Below are 22705 nucleotides of genomic sequence, written 5' to 3'. Positions count from 1 at the left end.
GTGCTATAAATAATATAAAGCAAGCGTAAAAATAACGAAAAGATATTTTATAATATGTGTCTCTAAATAAAATACAGAAAACGTTGGTAATGTAAAACAGATATAAAACCAGAAATATTAATAGAAATGGGGTAATTAGGATGGATAGACCAAGTATTTTTTCAGATAATTTTGAGATGATGAATGGCTTTTTTGATGATTCCTTCTGGGGCAGCCGTTCCGGACTTCGTACCATGACTACAATGGCAACTGATATATTCGAAACAAAGGACGGATATGAGATAGAGATGGATCTGCCGGGATTTCCAAAGGAGAGCATCAAGGCGGAATTAAAAGGCGGATATCTGACGATCCTTGCAAGTTATGCCGGATCAGATCATGAAGGCAGAGAGGGAAGTTATATCAAGAGGGAACGATATTCCGGTCACTATAAGAGAAGCTTTTATGTTGGTAATAAAGTCAGTGAACAGGATATTAAAGCAAGATTTGCAAATGGCGTTCTTTATGTCTATGTACCAAAATTCGACGACCAGCCGGAAGTAGAAGAAAAGAAGATTATCTCGATAGAAGGATAACGGACAAACTTCAGGGGCTGTTTATTATTATGTAGCAAGCCTGTCCGAGCGCCGGTACTTAGGTTGCGTATTTTGCAACCTTATGTACCGTTGCGTTGATAACTGAGAACTTAGCGAGGTATTGTCGAGGTTAGTTCGAAGTTATACAGAGTAGGATAGAACGAAAGTGTCTTGCGCAATAATAATAAACAGCCCCTGAAATTTGTCTGTTATTCTAAAATCCCAGATTTTCGTTTACAAGAATGACCTTGATACGGCCTTTGTGCTTGGAATAGCGGGTGGTTAAGAACTGGCAGCAGATTGTTTCCGGTGACAGACAGTTTGCACATTCTCCGGTTGTGCTGCAAGGAGTTGAAAGTCCGAAGCGCTGTGCATTGATCGGAGCTGCTTCATTTCTTGCACGGCTTAAAGCATCTTCTTCTGTTCGTACTACCTTGTTCATTCCTGTGATCACGATAACATGGGAAGGACCGTAGACAATGGCAGCCACACGATTTCCATTGCCATCGATATTTACCATTATGCCGTCTTCAGTGATCGCATTGCAGCTTGTTAAGAAGTAGTCTGCAAAGAAACACTCTTTGGAGATCCGGTCTTTTTCTTCCGGTGTTTTTGCCGTATCACGGTTCAGCTCTTTGTAGTTTCCCTCGATAACAGCATCTAAAAGTCCGGTTGCTTTTACGGTCATGGAACCGCCCCAGCCGACAGAGCTTCCTTCCGGGATCAGACTCAGTGCAAGCTCCTTAGCTTCTTCCTTTGTCTGGACATAGAAGCCTTCCATATTTCTGGCAGCCAGCTTGTTTATCATGGCTTTCGCCAGTTTGTCGTTTCTCATGTTTCTAAAAGTATCCATTTGATATACCTCCGTTTATTCAGGAAAATCCAGATTATTTTCCGCAAAGAAATTCATCACTTCAAATGCAGAAGTACAGTTCTGATTGATACATACGATCAGGGCAGCATCCTGTGGAAATTTGGGATACAATACGGCATTTCCGGAGATTGTAAGTGCACGCTGGATCTCTTTCAAATTCATTCCGGCGCATAATGTCAGAAGAACCAGCTTGTATTTTCCGGGATGTGGTTTCCTGCCGTTTAAGATCTGATAAGCATAGCCGCGGTCCAGATTGCTTCGTTTTATGACATCGGCGATCAGAAGTTCCGGGTGATCTTTAAAGAACAGATTAAAATAATCCTGCAGATTGTCACAGGACATATCATCTGCATGAGATGTTATAAAAGATTTAAAATGTATATTTGAATCATCGGTTGATAATTCATTCAGCAGATCTGTTGTTCTGGTCGTTTTCATGATCGATCCTGTATTCTTTCCCTTGATAATTTTTATCAGTACCATATAATATTTATTATACTTGTCGATAATGCAATTTCAAGATAAACAATAGGAAAATGATATGAATTTAGAAATACAAAGTCGTCTGTCCTTTTATCGCAGACTGGAAGAAGTAGAGCATAAAAAGGGAATTTCTCTGGTGCGGCATATAGAGACCGGACAGATTTATGTGGAAAAAATTCTGACGCAATATGACAAATCTATATATGATTGGCTACAGCAATCAAAACTCCCTTACGTTCCACAGATTTATGAATGTATGGAAGAGGATGGTACGTTATATCTGATCGAAGAATACATACAGGGGATCACGTTGGAAACATATATTGAACAATTTGGATGCCTGGATTTGGATGCTGCCGGCAGGGTGATCGAATATCTTTGCCGGACATTAGAAAAACTGCACAGTCATATACCGCCGATCGTACACCGGGATATCAAGCCGACAAATGTAATGCTTCAGGGAGATTTCAAAAAGGGGCAGGGAATCGTATCTGTATATCTGATCGATTTCAATACCGCAAGAGTTTTTGACGCAGAGAGAAATCGGGATACCGAGCTGATCGGTACAAGAGGATTTGCAGCACCGGAGCAATACGGTTTTTTGCAGTCAGATGCGCGGACGGATATCTATGGACTTGGCGTATTATTAAATTATATGTTGTGTGGAAAATTAATCCGGGACGGAATCTATGAAGATTATCCGGAAGTGTCACAGATAATCAGAAAAGCAACCCAGATCGATCCGGAGAAACGATATCAGACAGCAGAGGAAATGATGCAAGCTGTTTATCAGAGTATGTGTTTCGATACATATACGGATAAAGAGTCGTTGAATGATAAAACGGTTACAGTTGAAACATCTGCTATATCAGATCCTTATGAGCGTAAAGGGAAAATCCGCCCTGCATGGACTCGTTTTCTGCCGCCGGGATTTCGGGAAGGGAAAGTCCTGAATATGGTTGTTGCAGCCATTTATTATATATTTTGGATATATTTCTGTCTGACAGTAGAAGTAAAAGATCATGGAGAACCGCTCTCCGGAACTTGGTTATATGTAAATCGCTTTGTATATTTTATGATGTTTATTATTACTCCGTTTTTTGGAATAATTATCTGGACGTTTGGAATTATTTTCCGCTTGTACGTTCACCGAAGAAGATATGGAAGCTGGTTGGATTATTTTTATATACAGTGGCATGGTTTTTCTTAGTAGTGTTTGTATTCGTTATAGTAGAAGATATATTCCGATAGTGTGCTGACAGCACACCAGCTCTTTCTGATAATTTTATAAGATAGAATATGCAGTGGTTGTAATTATATCAAAATACCCTGAATGATGACTGATGCCGGGGGATTTTAATATAATAGCAAGAACACTTATAACAGCAGAAAGAGGAGAGAATTTATTATGGAAAAGACAAAGCAACCTTTATCAACATTCAGACTCGTAGCAGGGATCATAACAATCGTGTTATCAGTCTTAGTAACATTTCAGTCCTGTGCGGCAGGATTATCAAATGCACTGGAAGAAAACGGGGAATCCGGAGGCTCTGCAGGTGTATTACTTGCAGTTTGTTTCCTTGTTGCAGGAATCGTTGGAATTGTAACCAGAAAGTCAACCGGAGCAGGCGGCGCATTCACAAGTGCAGGCTTCTACATAGTCGGCGGATTGATCGGCCTTATATGTGCAGGTTCCTATGCCGATTTGGTAATCTGGGGCGTTATCTCCGTAGCATTTGGTGTTATATTCATAATCGCAGGCGTATTAACAAAGAAGAGAAATTCTTAATTTATATAAAACACCTATAAAAAATAAGTCTATCTGGTTGTGTGGGGGGTATGACTGTATTCACCCTATATGACTTACTGCGGTTTCTGTTCTCTGCACATGTCTGATCCGTAAATACTCCTGTGCCAACTCGCCTTCGGCTCAGACAGGCACTCGTATTTACTGACAATGTGCAGCTCACAACGAAATCCTCATAAATGTCATATAGGGTGAATACAGTCATACCCCCCACACAACCGGATGGACTTATTTTTAATTATAGGAAGAAAAACTACGCATACTTCCGCCGGAAACTGGAAAAAATACTAAAAGAATATTGGAATATAGGGGATTTTAGGATATACTATAAAACAGTGTGTTTAAAAAAATACAAACAGCGATGGAGGAACTATGTTAGAGTTAAAAAACATCTCATATATTGTAAATGAGGATGGAAAAGAGAAAGCAATATTAAAAGACATTGACCTTACAGTAGACGAACATTTCGTAGCAATTACCGGACCTAACGGTGGCGGTAAATCAACACTTGCAAAGATCATAGCAGGAATCATCAGACCGACGACCGGACAGATTCTTTTAGATGGCGAAGATATTTCAGAGCTGAATATAACAGAACGTGCAAAGAAAGGAATCAGCTATGCATTTCAGCAGCCGGTTCATTTTAAAGGGCTTACCGTAAAAGATCTGGTATCTATAGCATCCGGCAAAACGATGAATGTTTCACAGATCTGTGAGATCCTTTCCGAAGTCGGTTTATGTGCAAGAGATTATGTGAACCGTGAAGTAAATGCAAGTCTTTCCGGTGGTGAGTTAAAACGTATCGAGATCGCAATGATCATTGCAAGAGGTACGAAGCTGTCATTATTTGATGAGCCGGAGGCAGGCATCGATCTGTGGAGCTTCAACAGTCTGATCAAGGTATTTGAGAAGATGCGGGAGGAGATCAACGGAACAATCCTGATCATTTCCCACCAGGAGCGAATCCTTAATATAGCAGATAAGATTGTTGTGATCGCAAATGGTCATGTTGATGCAATCGGAAGCAGAGATGCGATCATGCCAAGACTGACCGGTGAATCAGCCACCTGCAAGGTGCTGGAAGAAAAACAGAAATAAGTTGTGAGGTAACAGAACATGGATTTAATTCAGAAGAGTTTATTGCAGCAGGTAGCAGGACTTCATGATGTACCGGAGGGCGCATTTAACATTCGTGTCAACGGACAGCTTGACAGTAGAAATACAACTGCAAATATAGATATTGTAACAAAAGAGGATAAACCGGGAATCGATATCATCATTAAACCGGGAACAAAAAATGAGAGTGTGCACATCCCTGTTCTTTTGAGTAAGAGCGGTCTGCAGGATATGGTATACAATGATTTCTATATCGGAGAGGACTGCGATGTTACGATCGTAGCCGGATGTGGTATTCATAATTGTGGTGTGGATACCTCCAAGCATGACGGTATCCATACATTTTATATCGGAAAAAATGCAAAGGTAAAATACATCGAACGTCACTATGGTGAGGGAGATGGAAATGGCGAGAATATCATGAATCCTGAAACCATCGTGCATTTAGAGGAAGGCGCATCGATGGAGATGGAGACAACCCAGATCAAGGGAATTGATTCGACCGTCAGAAAGACCAGCGGTGATCTAAAGGACAACGCATCCTTAGAGATCCGCGAGAAGATAATGACACATGGGAAGCAGTATGCAAAGACTGATTTTGATGTAGATTTAAACGGAAAAGGCTGCAGTGCAAATGTAGTATCCAGATCGGTTGCAAGAGATCAGTCCAGACAGGAATTCTATTCTACGATCAATGGCAATAATGAATGTAAGGGTCACAGTGAATGTGATGCGATCATTATGGATAGTGCAAGCGTATCGGCAAGTCCGAAGCTGACGGCAAATAACATTGATGCAAACCTGATCCATGAGGCAGCGATCGGCAAGATCGCAGGCGAGCAGCTGATCAAGCTGATGACACTTGGGTTGACAGAGGCAGAAGCGGAAGAGCAGATTATCAATGGATTTTTAAAATAAAAACGTTTACAATAAATCATATAACCTATTTGACATTAAAGGTAGATAGTGATAGTTTGTAAGAGTAAAAAATACAAATCATAAAATCATAGCGAGGTATCAAAAATGCAGGAAATGAAACCGATTAAAGAGGGTAAAGTACGTGAGATTTATGATAATGGTGACAGCCTTATCATGGTAGCAACAGACCGTATCAGTTGTTTTGATGTCATTTTAAAGAATATCGTTACAAAGAAGGGTACAGTCCTGACACAGATGTCCAAATTCTGGTTCGATATGACAGAAGATATTCTTCCAAACCATATGATCTCGGTTGACGTAAAGGATATGCCTGAATTTTTCCGGCAGGAGAAATTTGACGGAAACAGTATGATGTGCAAGAAGTTGGAAATGCTCCCTGTTGAGTGTATCGTTCGTGGTTATATCACAGGAAGTGGCTGGGCAAGCTACAAAGAAAACGGTACAGTATGCGGTATCAAGCTTCCGGAAGGATTAAAAGAATCCGATAAGCTTCCGGAACCGATCTACACACCTTCCACAAAGGCAGAGATCGGAGATCATGATGAGAATATCTCATACGAGCAGAGTGTTGAATATCTGGAAAAGAGATTTCCTGGCAAGGGCGAAGAATATGGCGCAAAGCTTCGTGACTATACAATCGCTTTATATAAGAAGTGTGCAGAATATGCATTATCAAGAGGTATCATCATAGCAGATACCAAGTTCGAGTTTGGTCTGGATGAGAATGGCAATATTGTTCTCGGTGATGAGATGCTCACACCGGACAGCTCCCGTTTCTGGCCTGCTGAAGGATATGAACCGGGACATGGTCAGCCATCCTTTGATAAGCAGTTTGCGCGTGACTGGTTAAAGGCAAATCCGGATAACAACTGGGAGCTTCCTGATGAGATCGTTCAGAAGACAATTGACAAATATCTTCAGGCATATGAGCTTCTCACAGGCAAGCCTTTAAAGTAATAGGAAAGTAATAGAATAGCACTTAATTTTATTAGGCGGTGTAGGTACGAAGTATTGTATTTATACCGCCTGAATTAATTTTCTGAATATTTGACAAAATGCCTGTAAAATCTGACAATTATGGGTTGACGCTTAAAAAATGGCATGCTATAGTCAGCTCATAAGAAATACAACAGATAAAAAATTACCAGGGGTTTTATGGTGATTATAATAAAAAGATGGAATCTTATTACAATGGGGTGGTAAGATTCCATCTTATTTTTTTGCGTTGTCAGGGAGATTCTCATTATAAGAAATCTCATTCTGTAAAGCGGAAATATGTCTGGGAGCTTGTTTCAGGACAAGGCTCCTGTGTATTATCTGAATGAATTATATGTCTCTCCGGCTTTCATTGTTATACCGCGAAGCTCAGCCATTTCGCTGATGGTTACAAGCTGATAACCATTTTTGATCAGTCTCGGAATAAATGTCTTTGATGCAATAGCTGTTGATTCATGCAGATCATGAACTAAGATGACAGCACCGTCATAAGCCCCATCTACTACTCTTGTGATCGTTGTAGGAGTACTTCTTGTTTCCCAGTCTCTGGTATCGACCGACCACAGGATCATCGGAAGCCCAACATTCTTTCGTACAGTTTCGTTAATACAGCCACCGGGTGGACGCATCAGTGTAGGTGCTACACCGATTGCACGGACAATGGCGTCTGATCCTTTTTTGATCTCATCTTTGATGCCGGCTGCCGATAATTGGTTGAGCCATGCATGGTCATAAGTATGAGTACCAATCTCGCAGCCCAGGTTATATGCCCGTTTTACATAGGATGGATAAGCAGGAACACGGTTGCCGACAACGAAGAAGGTTGCAACGGCATCATATTTTTCCAGAGTATTCAGTACGATAGGAGTATAAGGAGATGGTCCATCGTCAAATGTCAGAGCTACCATTTTCTTATTTCCATCTACGGTACGGTAGATAGCACCATTTTTATCTGTGTAGTACAGACAGTTACCGATTCTGAATTTTCCGGTTTCAATCACTCCGGATGCATCGGCATAGTACCATTTGTTACCTGTCTTGAATTTTCCGGTCTGGATCACGCCTACTGCATTTGCATAGTAGGTAGAATTTCCAATCTTAAACAGTCCGGTTTTAAGGACACCTGAATTAGTTGCATAGTATGTGTTATGACCGATTTTGAATTTGCCGGTTCGTATTACGCCTTTATCAGTAGCATAGTATCTTTTGTTACCGACTTTGAATGCTCCGGTTTTGATCGCACCTTTTTCTGTTGCATAGTATAGTTTATTATTGATTTTGAACTTTCCGGTGTATACATGACCGTTTTTTTTGAAATAATACCAGTGCTTTTTTATCTTGTGTTTTCCGGTATAAGCAGCACCGCTTTTTCCGAAATACATACGGGAATTTTTCGGAGTGATCTTCCAACCGGTCTTGATAACACCGCTGGTTGTTCCGGTATAATATCGTTTGCCTGTTTTGTAATCCTTACAGAAGCCTTTTAGCATGCAGCCCTTATCTGAAAAGATATAAGTCTTTTTGTTTATTGTCTTTTTTCCGGTAACTGCGGTTCCGTTCTTTTTCAGATAATATTTATTACCTGCCTTTGTCGTGTACCAACCGTTTGTCACCATGACTCCGGTTGCAGGATTAAAGCAGTATGTATATTCCCCTATGTATTGTCTCCCCTTTAAGGATTTTCCATTTACATAATAGTGTGTACCGTCTGCTTCCTTCATAAATCCGTTTTTTACAACAGGAATTTCTTCTGCAGAATCCGGAGTGACAGGAGCTGCTTTACTGACCGATGGATGACAGAAGAGAAGTGTAGCCGAGATAAGTAACAGCGACAGAATCAGAAATCTGAATCTGTGCCATTTTTGTAAATTGCATTTCATTCGTATTCCTCCTTTTTATTCAGATACGATAAGCCGTATCTGATGCGCAAGCAACATACTAACACAAATAATTTAGCGTTTCCATAGAAAAAGTCCTTAAATATCGGTAAAAAGTGCATAACATGTTTTTGTAATGTTCTTCTAACAGAATGGTAACAGAATATCAATAAAAAGCCTATTTTAGAAAACATAAGCAGATAAAGATAATGCTGATAAAGACGCAAATACAGAAAAGATATAACTTGCATGTAAAATGTGAGATGAGTATAATTCATTATTGGATAAAAAAGAAAGCAGGAATATTGTGTTTAAACATAAGAAAAAACGGGATACAAGTACATATTTATTTTCAAATAAAGATCTGGTCAGATTATATGTGCCATTGATCATTGAACAGATGCTTGCGATGTTAGTCGGACTTGCGGATTCGATCATGGTATCTTCGGTAGGGGAATCGGCTGTTTCGGGTGTATCGCTGGTAGACAGTTGTTTTCAGTTGATCATCAACCTCTTTGCAGCACTTGCGACTGGGGGTGCGGTTACGGTCGGACAGTATCTGGGACAGAAGAATAAAGAAAAGGCGGGAGAGGCAGCTACACAGCTCATATGGTTTTCGTTGATCCTGTCGCTCGGAGTCATGACGCTAATGTATGCAGGCAAGGGATTGATCCTAAATCATGTGTTTGGTCAGATCGAAGCAGATGTATATGGTCATGCAGATACTTATATGATGATCGTAAACGCATCGATTCCGTTTCTGGCACTTTATAATGCCGGTGCGGCTATTTTCCGTTCCATCGGTAATTCTAATATATCCATGCGGGTATCTCTGATCATGAACGGGATCAATGTAGCGGGAAATGCCATTTTGATCTATGCATGCAAATGCGGAACGGAAGGCGTTGCGATTCCTACCCTGGTTTCCAGACTTGCGGCAGCGGTTATTATGATCATATTGCTGATTCCGAAGAAAAGTGCACAGGCGAAGCAGGACAGTACACGTATTTATATAAAGAAAAGTCTGCATTATCGGGCAAACTGGCATATGTTAAAAAGCATTCTGTTGGTAGGTATTCCAAACGGACTGGAAAACAGTATGTTCCAGCTTGGTAAGATCCTTGTGCTCAGCCTTGTCTCAACATTTGGCACATATGCGATCGCTGCAAATGCAGTCGGTAATGTAATTGCCGGATTCCAGTTGATGGCGGGTATGGCGGCATCCCTTGCCATGGTCACAGTAGTATCAAGATGCGTGGGAGCAGGAGATTACGAGCAGGCAAAATATTATACGATCAAAGTTCTGACCATGGCATATATATGTATCATAGTTACGGTATTGTTTACATTTGCGGTTCTTCCTCTGGTCATGAAAGCGTATGGACTATCTTACGAAGCGCAGTCTGCTGCCGAGAAGATCCTGATGCTTCATGGTATCGCGGCATCTACGATCTGGCCGGTAGCATTTACGCTTCCATGTACATTCCGTGCAGCCGGTGATGTTAAGTATAGTATGATCGTTTCCATTTGTACGATGTGGATCTGTCGTATCGTGTTCAGTTATGTGCTCGGCAAATATATGGGTATGGGTGTATTCGGTGTCTGGGTCGCTATGATCATGGATCAGTTCGTACGTGGCGTGCTGTTCATCCGGCGGTACCTGAGCGGCAGATGGATCGGCAAAAAGGTAATCTGACCGTATGCGGCATAATATGAGTAAGTTCGTAGAAAAAGTAGAATTTTTCAGATGACAGATGACTGCTTGGTATGCTATATTAGAAAAGTGTTTGTTCTATGAGAGAATTTGGAGAAGCTTCCATAGAATCTAAGAGGATAACAAATAAATCAGAAAGAGTCTGTGATATACAGACAGGGGTAAACAAAACATGGAAAAGAAACGTAATACTTTTTCCGGCTCGCTTGGATTTGTTCTGGCGGCCGCGGGAAGCGCAGTAGGACTAGGAAATATCTGGCGTTTTCCATATCTTGCAGCAAAGGATGGCGGTGGACTGTTCCTGGTTATATACCTGATCCTTGCACTGACATTTGGATATACACTTTTGGTGACAGAAGTATCAATCGGTCGGAAGACCAAGCAGAGTCCGCTTACCGCTTATAAGAAGCTGAATAAGAAATGGGGATTTCTGGGAATCATTGCCAGTCTGGTTCCGGTTATTATTTTCCCATATTACATAACGATCGGTGGCTGGGTTGTCAAATATTTCCTCGCATTTTTAACCGGTAAGGGTACAGAGGCAGCGCAGGACGGTTATTTTACAGGCTTTATTACATCAGATATCGAACCGGTCATTTTGATGTTGATATTTCTTGCCGTTACGGCATTTATCGTATTTCGTGGTGTTAATAAAGGAATTGAATCTTTTTCCAAGATCATCATGCCGTTACTGATCATTCTGGTTATAGGAATCGCAATCTTCTCCATAACGATCAAAAAGACCGGAGATGATGGGATTGTCAGAACCGGTGTAGAAGGTTTGAAATTATATCTGATTCCGAATCTGGACGGACTTACTGTGAAAAGCTTCTTTACGGTATTATTGGATGCAATGGGACAGTTATTCTTCAGTCTGTCTGTTGCCATGGGTATTATGATTGCTTATGGTTCTTATGTAAAAGATGATGCAGCTCTTAATAAATCAGTTGGACAGATTGAGATTTTTGATACGGTTGTAGCATTCCTTGCGGGCGTTATGATCATTCCTGCTGTATATGTATTCTCAGGAACAGAGGGAATGGCACAGGGTCCAAGTTTGATGTTCGTATCACTTCCGAAAGTATTTGCCCAGATGGGTAAGGCGGGAAATGTGATCGGTTGTCTGTTCTTCGCAATGGTATTATTTGCGGCATTTACCAGTGCAGTGTCTGTCATGGAAGCAATCGTGGCAAGTATCATGGATGAATTCCATACAAGCAGAACAAAGGCCGGTATTATTGAGTTGATCGTTGCGATCATTGTTGGAACGATCGTATGTCTTGGATATAACAAGCTGTACTTTGAAGTAAAGCTTCCAAACGGATCGATCGCACAGATCCTTGATATCATGGATTACATCAGTAATAACATTATGATGCCGATCGTAGCAATCGGAACCTGTATCCTGATCGGATGGATCTCCAAACCGCAGACGGTTATCGAAGAAGTGCAGAAGAACGGAGAAAAATTCAGCAGAAAAGGTCTGTATGTGGTTATGGTGAAATTCATAACACCGATCCTGTTGTTTATCCTGTTCTTAAAGTCGATAGGTTTATTGACATTTATTTAAAACTGTAAAATAAAATATAAATAATTTGTCAGCAATATTAAGTTTTCAAATGAATATTATCTAATATAGACCGATCGTCGGAAGCCGGATATTAAATCTTGCATCGACGGTCGGTTTTGCAATATGAAATATATTGAAGAATCTGTGGCAGACAGACCTCAAATGATAGAAAAATACAGATAAGAAAAAAACAGGTCATGGCATAAATAACAGTATTCCGCTATAATAAGGAAACAGAGGAGAGATGATTCATATAATAAATGGAAATAATTTATGGAGCGTGAATATATATGATATTAAGTTTAATTGTTGGTCTGGGACTGCCGCTTCTTGGAACGACGGCAGGAGCAGCCTGTGTATTTTTTATGAAGAAACAGATGAATCTGTTATTGCAGAAAGCATTGTCTGGATTTGCGGCGGGTGTTATGGTGGCTGCATCTATCTGGAGCCTGCTGATCCCGGCGATGGAGCAGTCGGAAGCAATGGGGAAGCTTGCATTTCTTCCGGCAACTATCGGTTTCTGGCTGGGAATTATATTTTTATTACTGATCGATACTCTGATGCCACATTTGCATATTGACAGTAAGGAGGCAGAGGGGGTCAAGAGCAATTTCAAACGTACGACTATGATGGTATTTGCGATCATCATACATAATATTCCGGAAGGAATGGCAGTCGGTGTTGTCTATGCCGGATGGATCAGTGGCAACACGAACATTACGTTGACGGCGGCACTTGCATTATCCATCGGTATTGCGATCCAGAATCTTCCGGAGGGAGCAATCGTGTCAATGCCGCTTTGTTCGGAAGGCTGCAGTAAACCGAAAGCATTTGGCTATGGATTCTTTTCCGGTATCGTAGAGCCGATCGCAGCTCTGCTTACGATCGCACTTTCTTCGATCATGGTGCCGGTGCTTCCGTATTTTCTGGGATTTGCGGCAGGAGCTATGCTATATGTTGTCGTTGAGGAATTGATACCGGAGATGGCAGAGGGTGAGCATACGAATCTTGGTACGATCATGTTTGCGGTAGGATTTTCATTGATGATGGTGCTTGATGTAGCACTTGGATAAGAGAACAGTCAGAACGTGAAAATGCAGGATATGGTTATTGTAAAAGGATAACTATATGCTGCATTTTTATGATTTGTATAACTATATAACTGCATTTTTATGGCAGTTGATATTTTCTGAGTGTTCCACTATACTATTATTAAGTATAGATTGAAGCATAACAAAGGTCTGCTCACGGATATATTGATTTTATAGAACACACGAGGCAGATCAGATGATTGTACAGGAAGAAGAATTATATAGCAGAAGAAAAGAGGCAGATACAAGTGTATGATGTAAAATCATTAAAAGCAGAAGAATTTATTTCAGATGAAGAGATCAGAGAGACATTGACATATGCCGATGCGAATAAAGATAACGTACATATCGTTGATGAGATCCTTGCAAAAGCCAGACTAAAAAAGGGCTTGACGCACAGAGAAGCGTCCGTGCTGCTGGCCTGTGAGATGCCGGATAAGATCCGGGAGATGTATGATCTGGCAAGGGAGATCAAGGAAGATTATTACGGGAATCGTATCGTGTTATTTGCGCCGCTGTATTTGTCCAATTATTGTGTGAATGGATGCGTTTACTGTCCATACCACAGCAAGAATAAACATATTGCAAGAAAGAAGCTGACCCAGGAGGATATTGTAAGAGAGGTTACCGCACTTCAGGATATGGGACACAAGCGTCTGGCGATCGAAGCCGGTGAAGATCCTGTGAATAATCCGATCGAATATATTCTGGAATGTATTAATACAATTTACAGTATCAAACATAAGAACGGCGCAATCCGCCGTGTCAATGTCAATATAGCAGCGACAACAGTTGAGAATTATACGAAGTTAAAGGATGCAGGCATCGGAACCTATATCCTGTTTCAGGAGACTTATCATAAGGAAAGCTATCTGAAATTACATCCGACAGGTCCGAAGCATGATTACGATTACCACACCGAAGCCATGGATCGTGCCATGGAAGGCGGTATCGATGATGTAGGACTTGGTGTACTGTTCGGACTGGAAATGTACCGGTATGAATTTGCAGGTTTACTGATGCATGCAGAGCATCTGGAAGCGGTTCATGGGGTAGGTCCGCATACGATCAGTGTTCCGAGGATCAAACGTGCAGATGATATCGACCCGGATGTATTCGATAACGGAATCAGTGACGATACATTTGCAAAGATCTGCGCACTGATCCGTATCGCAGTACCATATACAGGAATGATCATATCTACCAGAGAGAGTCAGGCAGTTCGTGAGAAAGTGTTGCCGCTTGGTGTTTCACAGATCAGCGGAGGTTCAAGAACAAGTGTAGGTGGATATGATATCCCGGAGACATCAGAAGATATCACATCGGCACAGTTTGATGTCAGTGATACAAGAACGCTGGATCAGGTTGTGAACTGGCTGATGAAGATGGATTATATACCAAGCTTCTGTACAGCATGTTACAGAGCAGGAAGGACCGGAGACCGTTTTATGGCACTCTGTAAGAATATGCAGATCTTAAACTGCTGTCATCCAAATGCCCTTATGACGCTTAAGGAATATCTGGAAGACTATGCAAGCTCTGAGACGAAGCAGATCGGTCTGAAACTGATCGAACGTGAGCTTGCGCGGATTCCGAATGAGAAGGTCAGACAGATCACAGCGGATCATATACATGATATCGCAGAAGGTCAGAGAGACTTCCGTTTTTAACAGATGATCGAAATAAGAGCTCCATACAGATAAAAGAGATTGCAGATAAATGCTGAAGCAGACAGCGTATAACAACAGGGAGGGCAGCACATGGCAGGGTTAAATGAGACACCATCCGGAAATCGACTTCATATCGGAGTATTTGGAAAGACAAACAGTGGAAAATCATCCTTTATCAACCGGTTTTCCGGGCAGAATATATCAATTGTAGCAGATGTTGCAGGAACGACGACCGATCCTGTATATAAAGCGATGGAGGTCTATCCGCTCGGCCCTTGTACACTGATCGATACAGCAGGTTTTAATGATGAAACAGAACTGGGGGGGGAAACGCTTAGAGAAGACAAAGCTTGCAGCGGAAAAAACAGATATAGCGATCATATTACTTACAGATACCGATATGGACGAGGAACTTCACTGGTATGAATATTTCAGAGAAAAGAAGACTTCTGTCATATGGGTAATCGGTAAGGCAGATATCCGGAATGATACAGAGAAGATAAATGAAAAGCTGTATCAACAGACGGGACAGCATGCAGTTATAGTCAGTGTCGCGACAGGAGCCGGTATGGATCAGGTAAGAAAAGAGCTTGTGCGGAACCTGCCGGAGCAATATGGTGCTTCTTCGATCCTCGGAGAGCTGGTAACAAAGAGAGATCTGGTTATGCTGGTTATGCCGCAGGATATTCAGGCACCGAAGGGCAGACTGATCCTGCCACAGGTGCAGACACTGAGAGAATTGTTAGATAAAAAATGTCTTGTTATGAGTGTGACAACAGATCAGTATGTAGAAGCTTTATCCCATCTGACGGAAGCACCGAAGCTTATCATAACGGATTCTCAGGTATTTGCCTATGTCTATGAGCATAAGCCGGAAAACTCCATGCTGACATCCTTTTCTGTGTTATTTGCCGCATATAAGGGAGATATCGAATATTATATAGAGGGGGCAAATGCGATAGGAAAGCTGAATGGGGAATCCCATGTGCTGATTGCAGAGTGCTGTACACATGCACCGTTAAAAGAAGATATCGGACGGGAAAAGATTCCTAAGATGCTGCGGAAACGGTATGGAGAAACCATGAAGATCGATATAGTCAGCGGAACGGACTTCCCGGATGATCTGACAGGATATGATCTTATCATACAGTGCGGAGGCTGCATGTTTAACCGCAAATATATTATGTCCAGAATCGACCATGCGAAGGAACAGCAGAAACCGATGACCAATTACGGAGTAACTATCGCATATCTGACGGGGATACTTGATAAGGTTGTCGTACCTCGATTCTAAAAGAGAAATAAAATAGCAAATAAAACAGATTAGTTATAAAAAATAAGATGATAAAATACAGGAGAATAACCATGAAGCATTTAGTAAGGATTGCGTCTGTATCACCAAGAGTTCACCTTGGCAATGTTACAAAGAATTGCGAGGAGATCGAAACAGTCTATAGAACATATGCAGAACAGGTCGATGTTATTGTTACACCGGAGTTGTCGCTGACCGGATATACCTGCGGTGATCTGTTTGTGAATCGTCGTCTGATCGACAGAGCAGAAGAAGGACTGTTACAACTGGCGAAAATGACTGCAGAATACGGTAAAAAGGGTGCAGCACTTGTTGTCGGTGTGCCATATGAAGTAGACGGAGAATTATTTAACTGTGGAGCTTTTTTATGGAACGGGACAGTACTTGCGCTTACACCGAAGGTATATCTGCCGAATTACGGCGAGTTTTACGAGAAACGTTGGTTCAGTGGAAGGCGTGTAGAGAACCGGACAGTTGAGATGGCTGACGGTTCGGAAACCTTATTTGGCAATTCCATTCTGCTCGAGATGACAGATCCGAATCAGCAGGAGGAACATGTTACATTTGGTATGGAGATCTGCGAGGATCTCTGGACACCGATCGCGCCGGGAAGACTGTTGGCACTTCAGGGAGCAGAGATCTTGCTCAATCTGTCGGCATCCAATGAAGTGATCGGAAAGGAACAGTACAGAAGAACACTGACAGGAAGTATGTCATCCTCCTGTATCTGTGGATATGTCTATACATCGGCCGGAGCCTATGAATCAACCTCGGATCTGGTATTTTCCGGCCACAATCTGATGTATGAAAACGGAAAATTATTAGGCGAGATCAAGCCGTTTGAAGATGGTATACTGATCCGTGATTTTAATATGACAAAGATCCGCCATGATCGTCTGGCAAACAAATCCTTTGCGGAGTGCAAACGGAATTTTGATGCCGGAGAATACATGACGGTAACCTGCGAAAAAGTATTTGCAGAGAAAAAAGAAGTATGCGCAAGGGTGTCTATGACCCCATTTGTTCCGTCAAAGAACAGACTTGAACGATGTCGGTCGATTTTTGCGATGCAGGTTGCCGGTCTGCAGAGAAGGATAGAAGCCACGCATGCGTCCTGTATCGTTGTGGGTGTGTCGGGTGGACTGGATTCTACGTTGGCACTTCTGGTATCGGCACAGGCAGTAAAGAACCTCGGACTGCCGCCGGAGACAGTAACCGGTATCACGATGCCGGGATTTGGAACAACGAAACGGACAAAGAGCAATTCAACTACGCTTATGGAGCTGCTTGGATGTGACATCCGGGAGATCAGTATCGTAGATTCTGTCCGTCAGCATTTTGCAGATATCGGACAGGATGAAGCAGTACATGATATTACATATGAGAACTGTCAGGCGAGAGAGCGGACACAGATCCTGATGGATGTAGCGAATAAAGAGGGCGGATTTGTGATCGGAACCGGTGATTTGTCAGAACTTGCACTTGGCTGGTGTACCTATAACGGAGACCACATGAGCATGTATGCGGTGAATACCAGCATCCCGAAGACTCTGGTCCGGACTCTGGTAGATGAAGTTGGACATGATATGGATCGAAATGGATTCCCGGGAATCAAGGATGTGATTGAAGATATCATTGATACGCCTGTAAGCCCTGAACTGCTTCCGCCGAATGCTGACGGAACGATCGCACAGAAGACAGAGGATACTGTCGGATCCTATATCCTGCATGATTTCTTCTTGTATTACACATTGCGTTATGGCATGGAGCCGGAAGAGGTCTATGACCTTTGTAAAGAAGCGGTAAGACAGAGTGTAGAAGCTTTGCAAGATGGGGAAACAGAAGCATATACATTTACAGATGAAGAGATAAAGAAATGGCAGAAGGTATTCTATACCAGATTCTTCCGTCAGCAGTTCAAGCGTAACTGTATGCCGGATGGCGTAAAGGTCGGTACGGTATCGGTAAGCCCAAGAGGGGATCTGAGACTGCCGTCCGAGATAGAATTTGAGGATTTCCTTACTTTTGAATAGAACCGGAATAGAGGCAAATATGAACCGTTACAAACGATAATTAAGATTATTAAAGATTGTTTCAGAGTTGAATTATGATATAGTAGATGAAAATTGCAATCTGAAACTGATCGTACATTCATAACAGGGATATGAATGTCGGTTCATAAAAAGGAGAGAGATATGAAATTAGAATTACAGGGCATCAAAAAGAGCTTTGATGGCACAGAGATCCTGCACGGGATCAATTTCTCGGTAGAGGGTGGAAGCGCACTCGGACTGCTGGGAAGAAATGGTGCGGGTAAGACCACAACGATCCGGATCATCATGGATGTTTTCCATGCGGATGAGGGGCGGGTCTTATTAGATGGAGAACCCTTTGTCTATCAGCCGGAGCAGGTCGGATACCTGCCGGAGGAACGTGGCTTATACCCGAAACGTCTGATCAGTGAGCAGTTAGTATATCTGGCAAAGCTTCGTGGGATGAATAAGAAGCAGGCGGAAGAAAATATGAGGAAATGGCTGACCCGTCTGGATGTGATCCAATACGAGAATCGGAAGCTGGATACATTATCGAAGGGGAATCAGCAGAAGGTACAGCTTGCGGCAACATTGGTAGCTGATCCTGACATCGTGATCTTAGATGAGCCATTTTCCGGTCTGGATCCCGTGAATTCACAGATCTTAAAGGATGTTATAAATGAACTGATCGCAGACGGAAAGATCGTTATCTTCTCCAGTCATCAGATGAGCTATGTGGAAGAATTCTGTGAAGATATCGTAGTGATCAATCATGGTGAAGTGGCACTGGCAGGGAACCTTGACAAGATTAAGGAAGAATACGGAGAAGGTCACAAAGCAGTTGCGGCTGTCGGAATGGAATCGGAAGAACTGGAACAAGTTCTTCGTGATAAGTTTGCAGATCAGGTACAGGTGATCAGTCATAACAAGCATCATGTTGTGATACAGATCCTGTCGGAACAGGATGAATGGCAGGTGCTCTCCCGTTTTAAAGAGCTGGGAATCAGGCTTAGAAGTTATGGTGTCTATGAGCCTTCCCTGAATGATATATTTGTATCGGTAGTCGGAGATGAGGAGACACCGGAAGAAATAAAAGAAAAAAATAATATCGGAACTTCTTTTTCTGAATTTGAACCAAAGCAGAAAAAGGGTCTGTTTGGAAAGAGAGGTTAAGATATATGAAAAAGATTGGTACAATATTAAAGTTTGAACTGGGTAATTATTTTGGCAGTAAATCCTATCTGATTTCAACAATCTTACTGGCACTTCTTTGTGTAGGCATCATGTTCGCACCGAGAATTAAGGAATCATTTACAAGTGGAAGCCTTTCATCTGATAAAGAGACAGATGCAGAGGACGAATCGGATCAGGAGAATGAATCCGTATATGCATACTATGATGCATCCGGTATTATGGATGAAGGCTTGCTGGCGCAGGTATATCCGGATGTCAAGCTACAGAAATGTAAGGATGCAGCAGAAGTAGAGTCGCTGGTTAAAAGTGAAGATGCGGAACTTGGTTATGTAGTTTATAGTACGTCAGAATATACATATTATGTTTATAACAAAGGCGTGTTTGATGATTACACCGGTGCCTTTGACAGTTATCTGTCCATGCTTGCCAAGAAACAGTACAGTGAAGCACATGATCTGGATTTTGATGAACTTATGAGTCTTGATTATGCAGATATCCAGGCAAAAGAAGTTATCCTCGGTAAGGACAGCACAAGCAATTATTGGTATTGTTATATTCTGGTTATCGTGATCTTCATGCTGATCGTTATGTATGGAATGTCGATTGCAACCGGTGTGGCAAATGAAAAGAGCAACCGCTCGATCGAGATTCTGGTAACGACAACGAACTCCAGAGATATCTTATTCGGAAAGGTATTTGCCGGAACAGTTGCTACGTTCTTTCAGGTAGGGCTTATCATGGCAGCCCTGCTGATCTCATATAACTTTAATAAGGAATACTGGGGCGGATTTATGGGGGCCGTATTAAATATCCCATCTGATGTTCTGATCGCATTTGCGGTATTCGGTCTTGGTGGATTCCTGTTCTATGCATTTATGTATGGGGCACTGGGAGCACTGGTATCTAAGATCGAGGATCTGAACAAATCAGCCGGTACGGCGCAGATGATTGTAATGATCGTATATTTCGTTGTACTTATGAACCTGACAAATGTCGATGGCCTGGTTATCAAGATTTGCTCTTATCTTCCAATCAGTTCTTACAGTGCAATGTTTGCAAGAGTTGCGATGGGAGATGTAGCAACATGGGAAGTTGTTATATCAGCAATAATTTTATATATATCGGTGATCGGTATGGGTGTTCTGGGAGGTAAGATCTTCCGTAATTCAACACTCCGATATGGTAATCCGATTAAGCTTTCCGGAGCTGTAAAGGAATTAAGACATAAAAAATAAACTCGGTAAAATGACGAAAAATAAATGGATGATAGGGGCTTTTAATATAAAAATGCAGAAATTATATTCGACATCTTTACATTAGAAGCCCACTGTGGCATAATCACTGTTGAGAAAAACGAACGCAGTTGGTACGTTTGTGGGGTGACAGGATATTATAAAAGGTTTGATAACCTAGATTCTATTGATACAGCAGGATGTTAACTGTATTATCTGTTGCCACTGTTTTATAAAAACAGTATCCCGTGTTATTTATTTTAAATAGAAAGGTCAGAGTCCCATAATGAAAGTGATAGATTTTCATTCTCATATTCTTCCCGGTATAGATGATGGAAGTAAGAATGTAGAGACATCGATAGAGATGCTTCGCCGAAGTAAGGCAGCGGGTGTTGACATCATGATCGCAACGCCACATTTTTATGCAGATTGTGACCGTATCGAACGATTTACAGAGAAAAGGCTCGGAGCATATCAGAAGATAGAAGATCAATTGGGTAAAGACACTCCACAGATCTTACTGGGTGCGGAGGTCGCCTTTTTTGAGGGAATGGATCAGGCCGAGAAGATAGATCGGTTGACAATTAACGGTTCGAGGATTATGTTATTAGAGATGCCTTTCCGAATGTGGAGACAGAAGGATATAGATCAGGTAAGAAATCTGATCGAGGAGAGAAAGTTTTCGCTGATCATTGCGCATCTGGAACGTTTTATGAAAACGGCAGGAAATAAAGAATACATAGAAGAACTGATGTCACTTCCGGTAACGATACAGATCAATGCAGAGAGCTTATCGGACTGGAAACAGTCACATACGTTGATAAAGATGTTCAAAAGAGGACAGGCACATATTTTAGGAAGTGATTGCCACGGAATTCATCATCGTCCGCCGAATCTGATGGAGGGACGACAGATCTTGGGAAAAAAAGCAGGCGAAGCCTGTATCAGACGCTTGGATGAATATGGAGTGGATTTGCTGCAGCAGATCAAGAATGATAAAATGCAGGAATAACAGCCGAAGGATAAGATTTCAGGTGACAGAGTAATACGGAGGATATCGATTATGTCGAAAAAAGTTGCAATTATAATAAGTGTAGTTTTATTTATGATACTTATTGCATTGATTATATGTGAAAAAGCATTTCCGACAGGTGGATCTGATCTGATAAGCAGTCTGTTTTAAGGGTGGTTTGAGATGTCACGAGTGATTCACAGCAGACAGGAAAAAAGAAAATTATATAAAAAACTGATGATTACCATAGTGGCTGTTGCAGCATTCTGTATCGTATTGGCGATGGTATTTCGTGTAATTGACAGACAGAAGCTTCGGGCACAGCAGGCATATGAAACGGAGCTTGGAGTGGTCACGCTAAATGGTAAGAAATATGTTCCGAAGAAGAATATAGAGACATACCTGTTTATGGGTATAGATTCATATGATAAAGTAGAAAAGGTGACGGATTATGACGGAGGACATCAGAATGATGTACTGATCCTTATGGTTCGTGATATCAGTGCGGGAACATTTAAGACAATGGCGATTAATCGTAATACGATCACAAATGTAAAATCGCTTGATCTGGATAATTCTTATCTCGGAGAAACGGAGATGCAGATTGCATTGGCGCATTCCAGTGGCGACGGACTGGAAGCCAGTTGTGAGAATACGGTAGATGCTGTATCCGAATATCTGCACGGACAGGAAATTGATGGATATGCAGCGGTCAATATGGGTGCTATCGGTACGATCAATCATATGGCCGGTGGAGTAACGGTTACGATCGAAGATGATTTTTCCGAGATCGATCCGGATCTTAAGCAAGGTGAAACAATCTGTCTGACTGATAAACAGGCGGAAGAATTTATTCATGACAGATGGGGCGTTGCTGATGAGACAAATGAGAATCGTATGCATAGACAAGCTGTATATATGACTGAATTAAAAAGGCTCATCAAAGAAAAGTGTCAGCAGAGCAGTACCTATCCGCTAGACCTGTATGAGTCCGTTCAGGACTATATGGTTACCAGCATCAATAAAAGTAAATTTAGCAAGCTTGCGCTTCTGGTTGCAAAGGAAAAGGATGAGGGAGAAGTTTCCGTTGATGGTACAGTTGGAACGGATGAACTTGGATATGCCACATTTGAGCCGAACGAACAGAGCCTGGAAGCGGCAATAGCAGAATTGTTTTACGAAGAATACGAAGAATAAAAAGTAGTTTTAC

The 22705-nt window shown here is 41.8% G+C and carries 20 protein-coding genes; 17 read left to right on the top strand and 3 right to left on the bottom strand.

Features of this window, described 5'->3' with window-relative positions; translation table 11 throughout:
* The first annotated feature begins 140 nt into the window (after positions 1–140).
* Positions 141–575: an Hsp20/alpha crystallin family protein gene (locus CLOL250_RS08535; protein ID WP_008401939.1), complete on the top strand. Its 435-nt coding sequence runs from the start codon at positions 141–143 to the stop codon at positions 573–575.
* 214 nt (positions 576–789) lie between these two features.
* On the opposite strand, the gene CLOL250_RS08530 is transcribed toward CLOL250_RS08535, so the two are convergent.
* Together CLOL250_RS08530 and CLOL250_RS08525 are read right to left on the bottom strand one after the other, a co-directional pair.
* Complete coding sequence (locus CLOL250_RS08530; protein ID WP_008401938.1) at positions 790–1428, bottom strand: lactate utilization protein; 639 nt, start codon at positions 1426–1428, stop codon at positions 790–792.
* Positions 1429–1443: 15 nt separating this feature from the next.
* Entirely contained in the window at positions 1444–1932 is a 489-nt protein-coding gene (locus CLOL250_RS08525; protein ID WP_008401937.1) for a hypothetical protein, read from the bottom strand.
* Positions 1933–1990: 58 nt separating this feature from the next.
* Between CLOL250_RS08525 and CLOL250_RS08520 the strand changes: the two genes are divergently transcribed.
* The 5 genes from CLOL250_RS08520 to CLOL250_RS08500 all read left to right on the top strand — a co-directional run bounded on the left by CLOL250_RS08520 (position 1991) and on the right by CLOL250_RS08500 (position 6751).
* Positions 1991–3142 (top strand): serine/threonine protein kinase, encoded by a 1152-nt coding sequence (locus CLOL250_RS08520; RefSeq protein ID WP_008401936.1) that lies wholly within the window; start codon positions 1991–1993, stop codon positions 3140–3142.
* A 198-nt stretch (positions 3143–3340) separates the two neighbouring features.
* Positions 3341–3721 (top strand): hypothetical protein, encoded by a 381-nt coding sequence (locus CLOL250_RS08515; protein WP_008401935.1) that lies wholly within the window; start codon positions 3341–3343, stop codon positions 3719–3721.
* A gap of 390 nt (positions 3722–4111) precedes the next feature.
* The gene (locus CLOL250_RS08510; protein ID WP_008401934.1) at positions 4112–4837 is read left to right on the top strand and encodes an ABC transporter ATP-binding protein; all 726 of its coding nucleotides are present in this window, start codon (positions 4112–4114) and stop codon (positions 4835–4837) included.
* Positions 4838–4855: 18 nt separating this feature from the next.
* Positions 4856–5773 (top strand): SufB/SufD family protein, encoded by a 918-nt coding sequence (locus tag CLOL250_RS08505; RefSeq protein WP_008401933.1) that lies wholly within the window; start codon positions 4856–4858, stop codon positions 5771–5773.
* A 105-nt stretch (positions 5774–5878) separates the two neighbouring features.
* Positions 5879–6751, top strand: a complete 873-nt coding sequence (locus tag CLOL250_RS08500; RefSeq protein WP_008401932.1) for a phosphoribosylaminoimidazolesuccinocarboxamide synthase — start codon at positions 5879–5881, stop codon at positions 6749–6751.
* Positions 6752–7107: 356 nt separating this feature from the next.
* On the opposite strand, the gene CLOL250_RS13395 is transcribed toward CLOL250_RS08500, so the two are convergent.
* Positions 7108–8670, bottom strand: a complete 1563-nt coding sequence (locus CLOL250_RS13395) for a polysaccharide deacetylase family protein (protein WP_008401930.1) — start codon at positions 8668–8670, stop codon at positions 7108–7110.
* A 304-nt stretch (positions 8671–8974) separates the two neighbouring features.
* On the opposite strand from CLOL250_RS13395, the gene CLOL250_RS08490 reads away from it, so the two are divergent.
* The 11 genes from CLOL250_RS08490 to CLOL250_RS08445 all read left to right on the top strand — a co-directional run bounded on the left by CLOL250_RS08490 (position 8975) and on the right by CLOL250_RS08445 (position 22692).
* Positions 8975–10363 carry an MATE family efflux transporter gene (locus CLOL250_RS08490; protein ID WP_044945646.1) on the top strand — a complete coding sequence of 463 codons (1389 nt, stop codon included), beginning with the start codon at positions 8975–8977 and terminating at the stop codon, positions 10361–10363.
* A gap of 190 nt (positions 10364–10553) precedes the next feature.
* The gene (locus tag CLOL250_RS08485) at positions 10554–11951 is read left to right on the top strand and encodes a sodium-dependent transporter (RefSeq protein WP_008401928.1); all 1398 of its coding nucleotides are present in this window, start codon (positions 10554–10556) and stop codon (positions 11949–11951) included.
* A 290-nt stretch (positions 11952–12241) separates the two neighbouring features.
* On the top strand, positions 12242–13024 hold the full coding sequence (locus CLOL250_RS08480) for a ZIP family metal transporter (protein WP_008401927.1): 783 nt from the start codon (positions 12242–12244) through the stop codon (positions 13022–13024).
* Between the two features lie 266 nt (positions 13025–13290).
* Positions 13291–14712 carry a [FeFe] hydrogenase H-cluster radical SAM maturase HydG gene (hydG, locus tag CLOL250_RS08475; RefSeq protein WP_044945704.1) on the top strand — a complete coding sequence of 474 codons (1422 nt, stop codon included), beginning with the start codon at positions 13291–13293 and terminating at the stop codon, positions 14710–14712.
* Positions 14713–14802: 90 nt separating this feature from the next.
* Entirely contained in the window at positions 14803–15138 is a 336-nt protein-coding gene (locus tag CLOL250_RS14325) for a GTPase (RefSeq protein WP_008401925.1), read from the top strand.
* The gene (gene hydF / locus CLOL250_RS08470) at positions 15020–16006 is read left to right on the top strand and encodes a [FeFe] hydrogenase H-cluster maturation GTPase HydF (protein WP_342413216.1); all 987 of its coding nucleotides are present in this window, start codon (positions 15020–15022) and stop codon (positions 16004–16006) included. The genes CLOL250_RS14325 and hydF overlap by 119 nt, the downstream gene beginning before the upstream one ends.
* 71 nt (positions 16007–16077) lie before the next feature.
* Complete coding sequence (locus CLOL250_RS08465) at positions 16078–18057, top strand: NAD(+) synthase (RefSeq protein ID WP_044945644.1); 1980 nt, start codon at positions 16078–16080, stop codon at positions 18055–18057.
* 162 nt (positions 18058–18219) lie between these two features.
* Positions 18220–19230: an ABC transporter ATP-binding protein gene (locus CLOL250_RS08460; protein WP_084770690.1), complete on the top strand. Its 1011-nt coding sequence runs from the start codon at positions 18220–18222 to the stop codon at positions 19228–19230.
* Positions 19231–19235: 5 nt separating this feature from the next.
* Entirely contained in the window at positions 19236–20486 is a 1251-nt protein-coding gene (locus CLOL250_RS08455; RefSeq protein WP_008401921.1) for an ABC transporter permease, read from the top strand.
* Positions 20487–20769: 283 nt separating this feature from the next.
* Positions 20770–21495: a CpsB/CapC family capsule biosynthesis tyrosine phosphatase gene (locus CLOL250_RS08450; protein WP_008401920.1), complete on the top strand. Its 726-nt coding sequence runs from the start codon at positions 20770–20772 to the stop codon at positions 21493–21495.
* Positions 21496–21678: 183 nt separating this feature from the next.
* On the top strand, positions 21679–22692 hold the full coding sequence (locus tag CLOL250_RS08445) for an LCP family protein (protein WP_008401918.1): 1014 nt from the start codon (positions 21679–21681) through the stop codon (positions 22690–22692).
* Positions 22693–22705 lie beyond the last annotated feature (13 nt).

It is taken from the genome of Clostridium sp. L2-50, from assembly GCF_000154245.1.
In the GTDB taxonomy this organism is placed as follows: domain Bacteria; phylum Bacillota; class Clostridia; order Lachnospirales; family Lachnospiraceae; genus Coprococcus.
The sequence above is the reverse complement of the archived record's forward strand: the minus strand, read 5'-3'. Positions and strand labels throughout refer to the sequence as shown.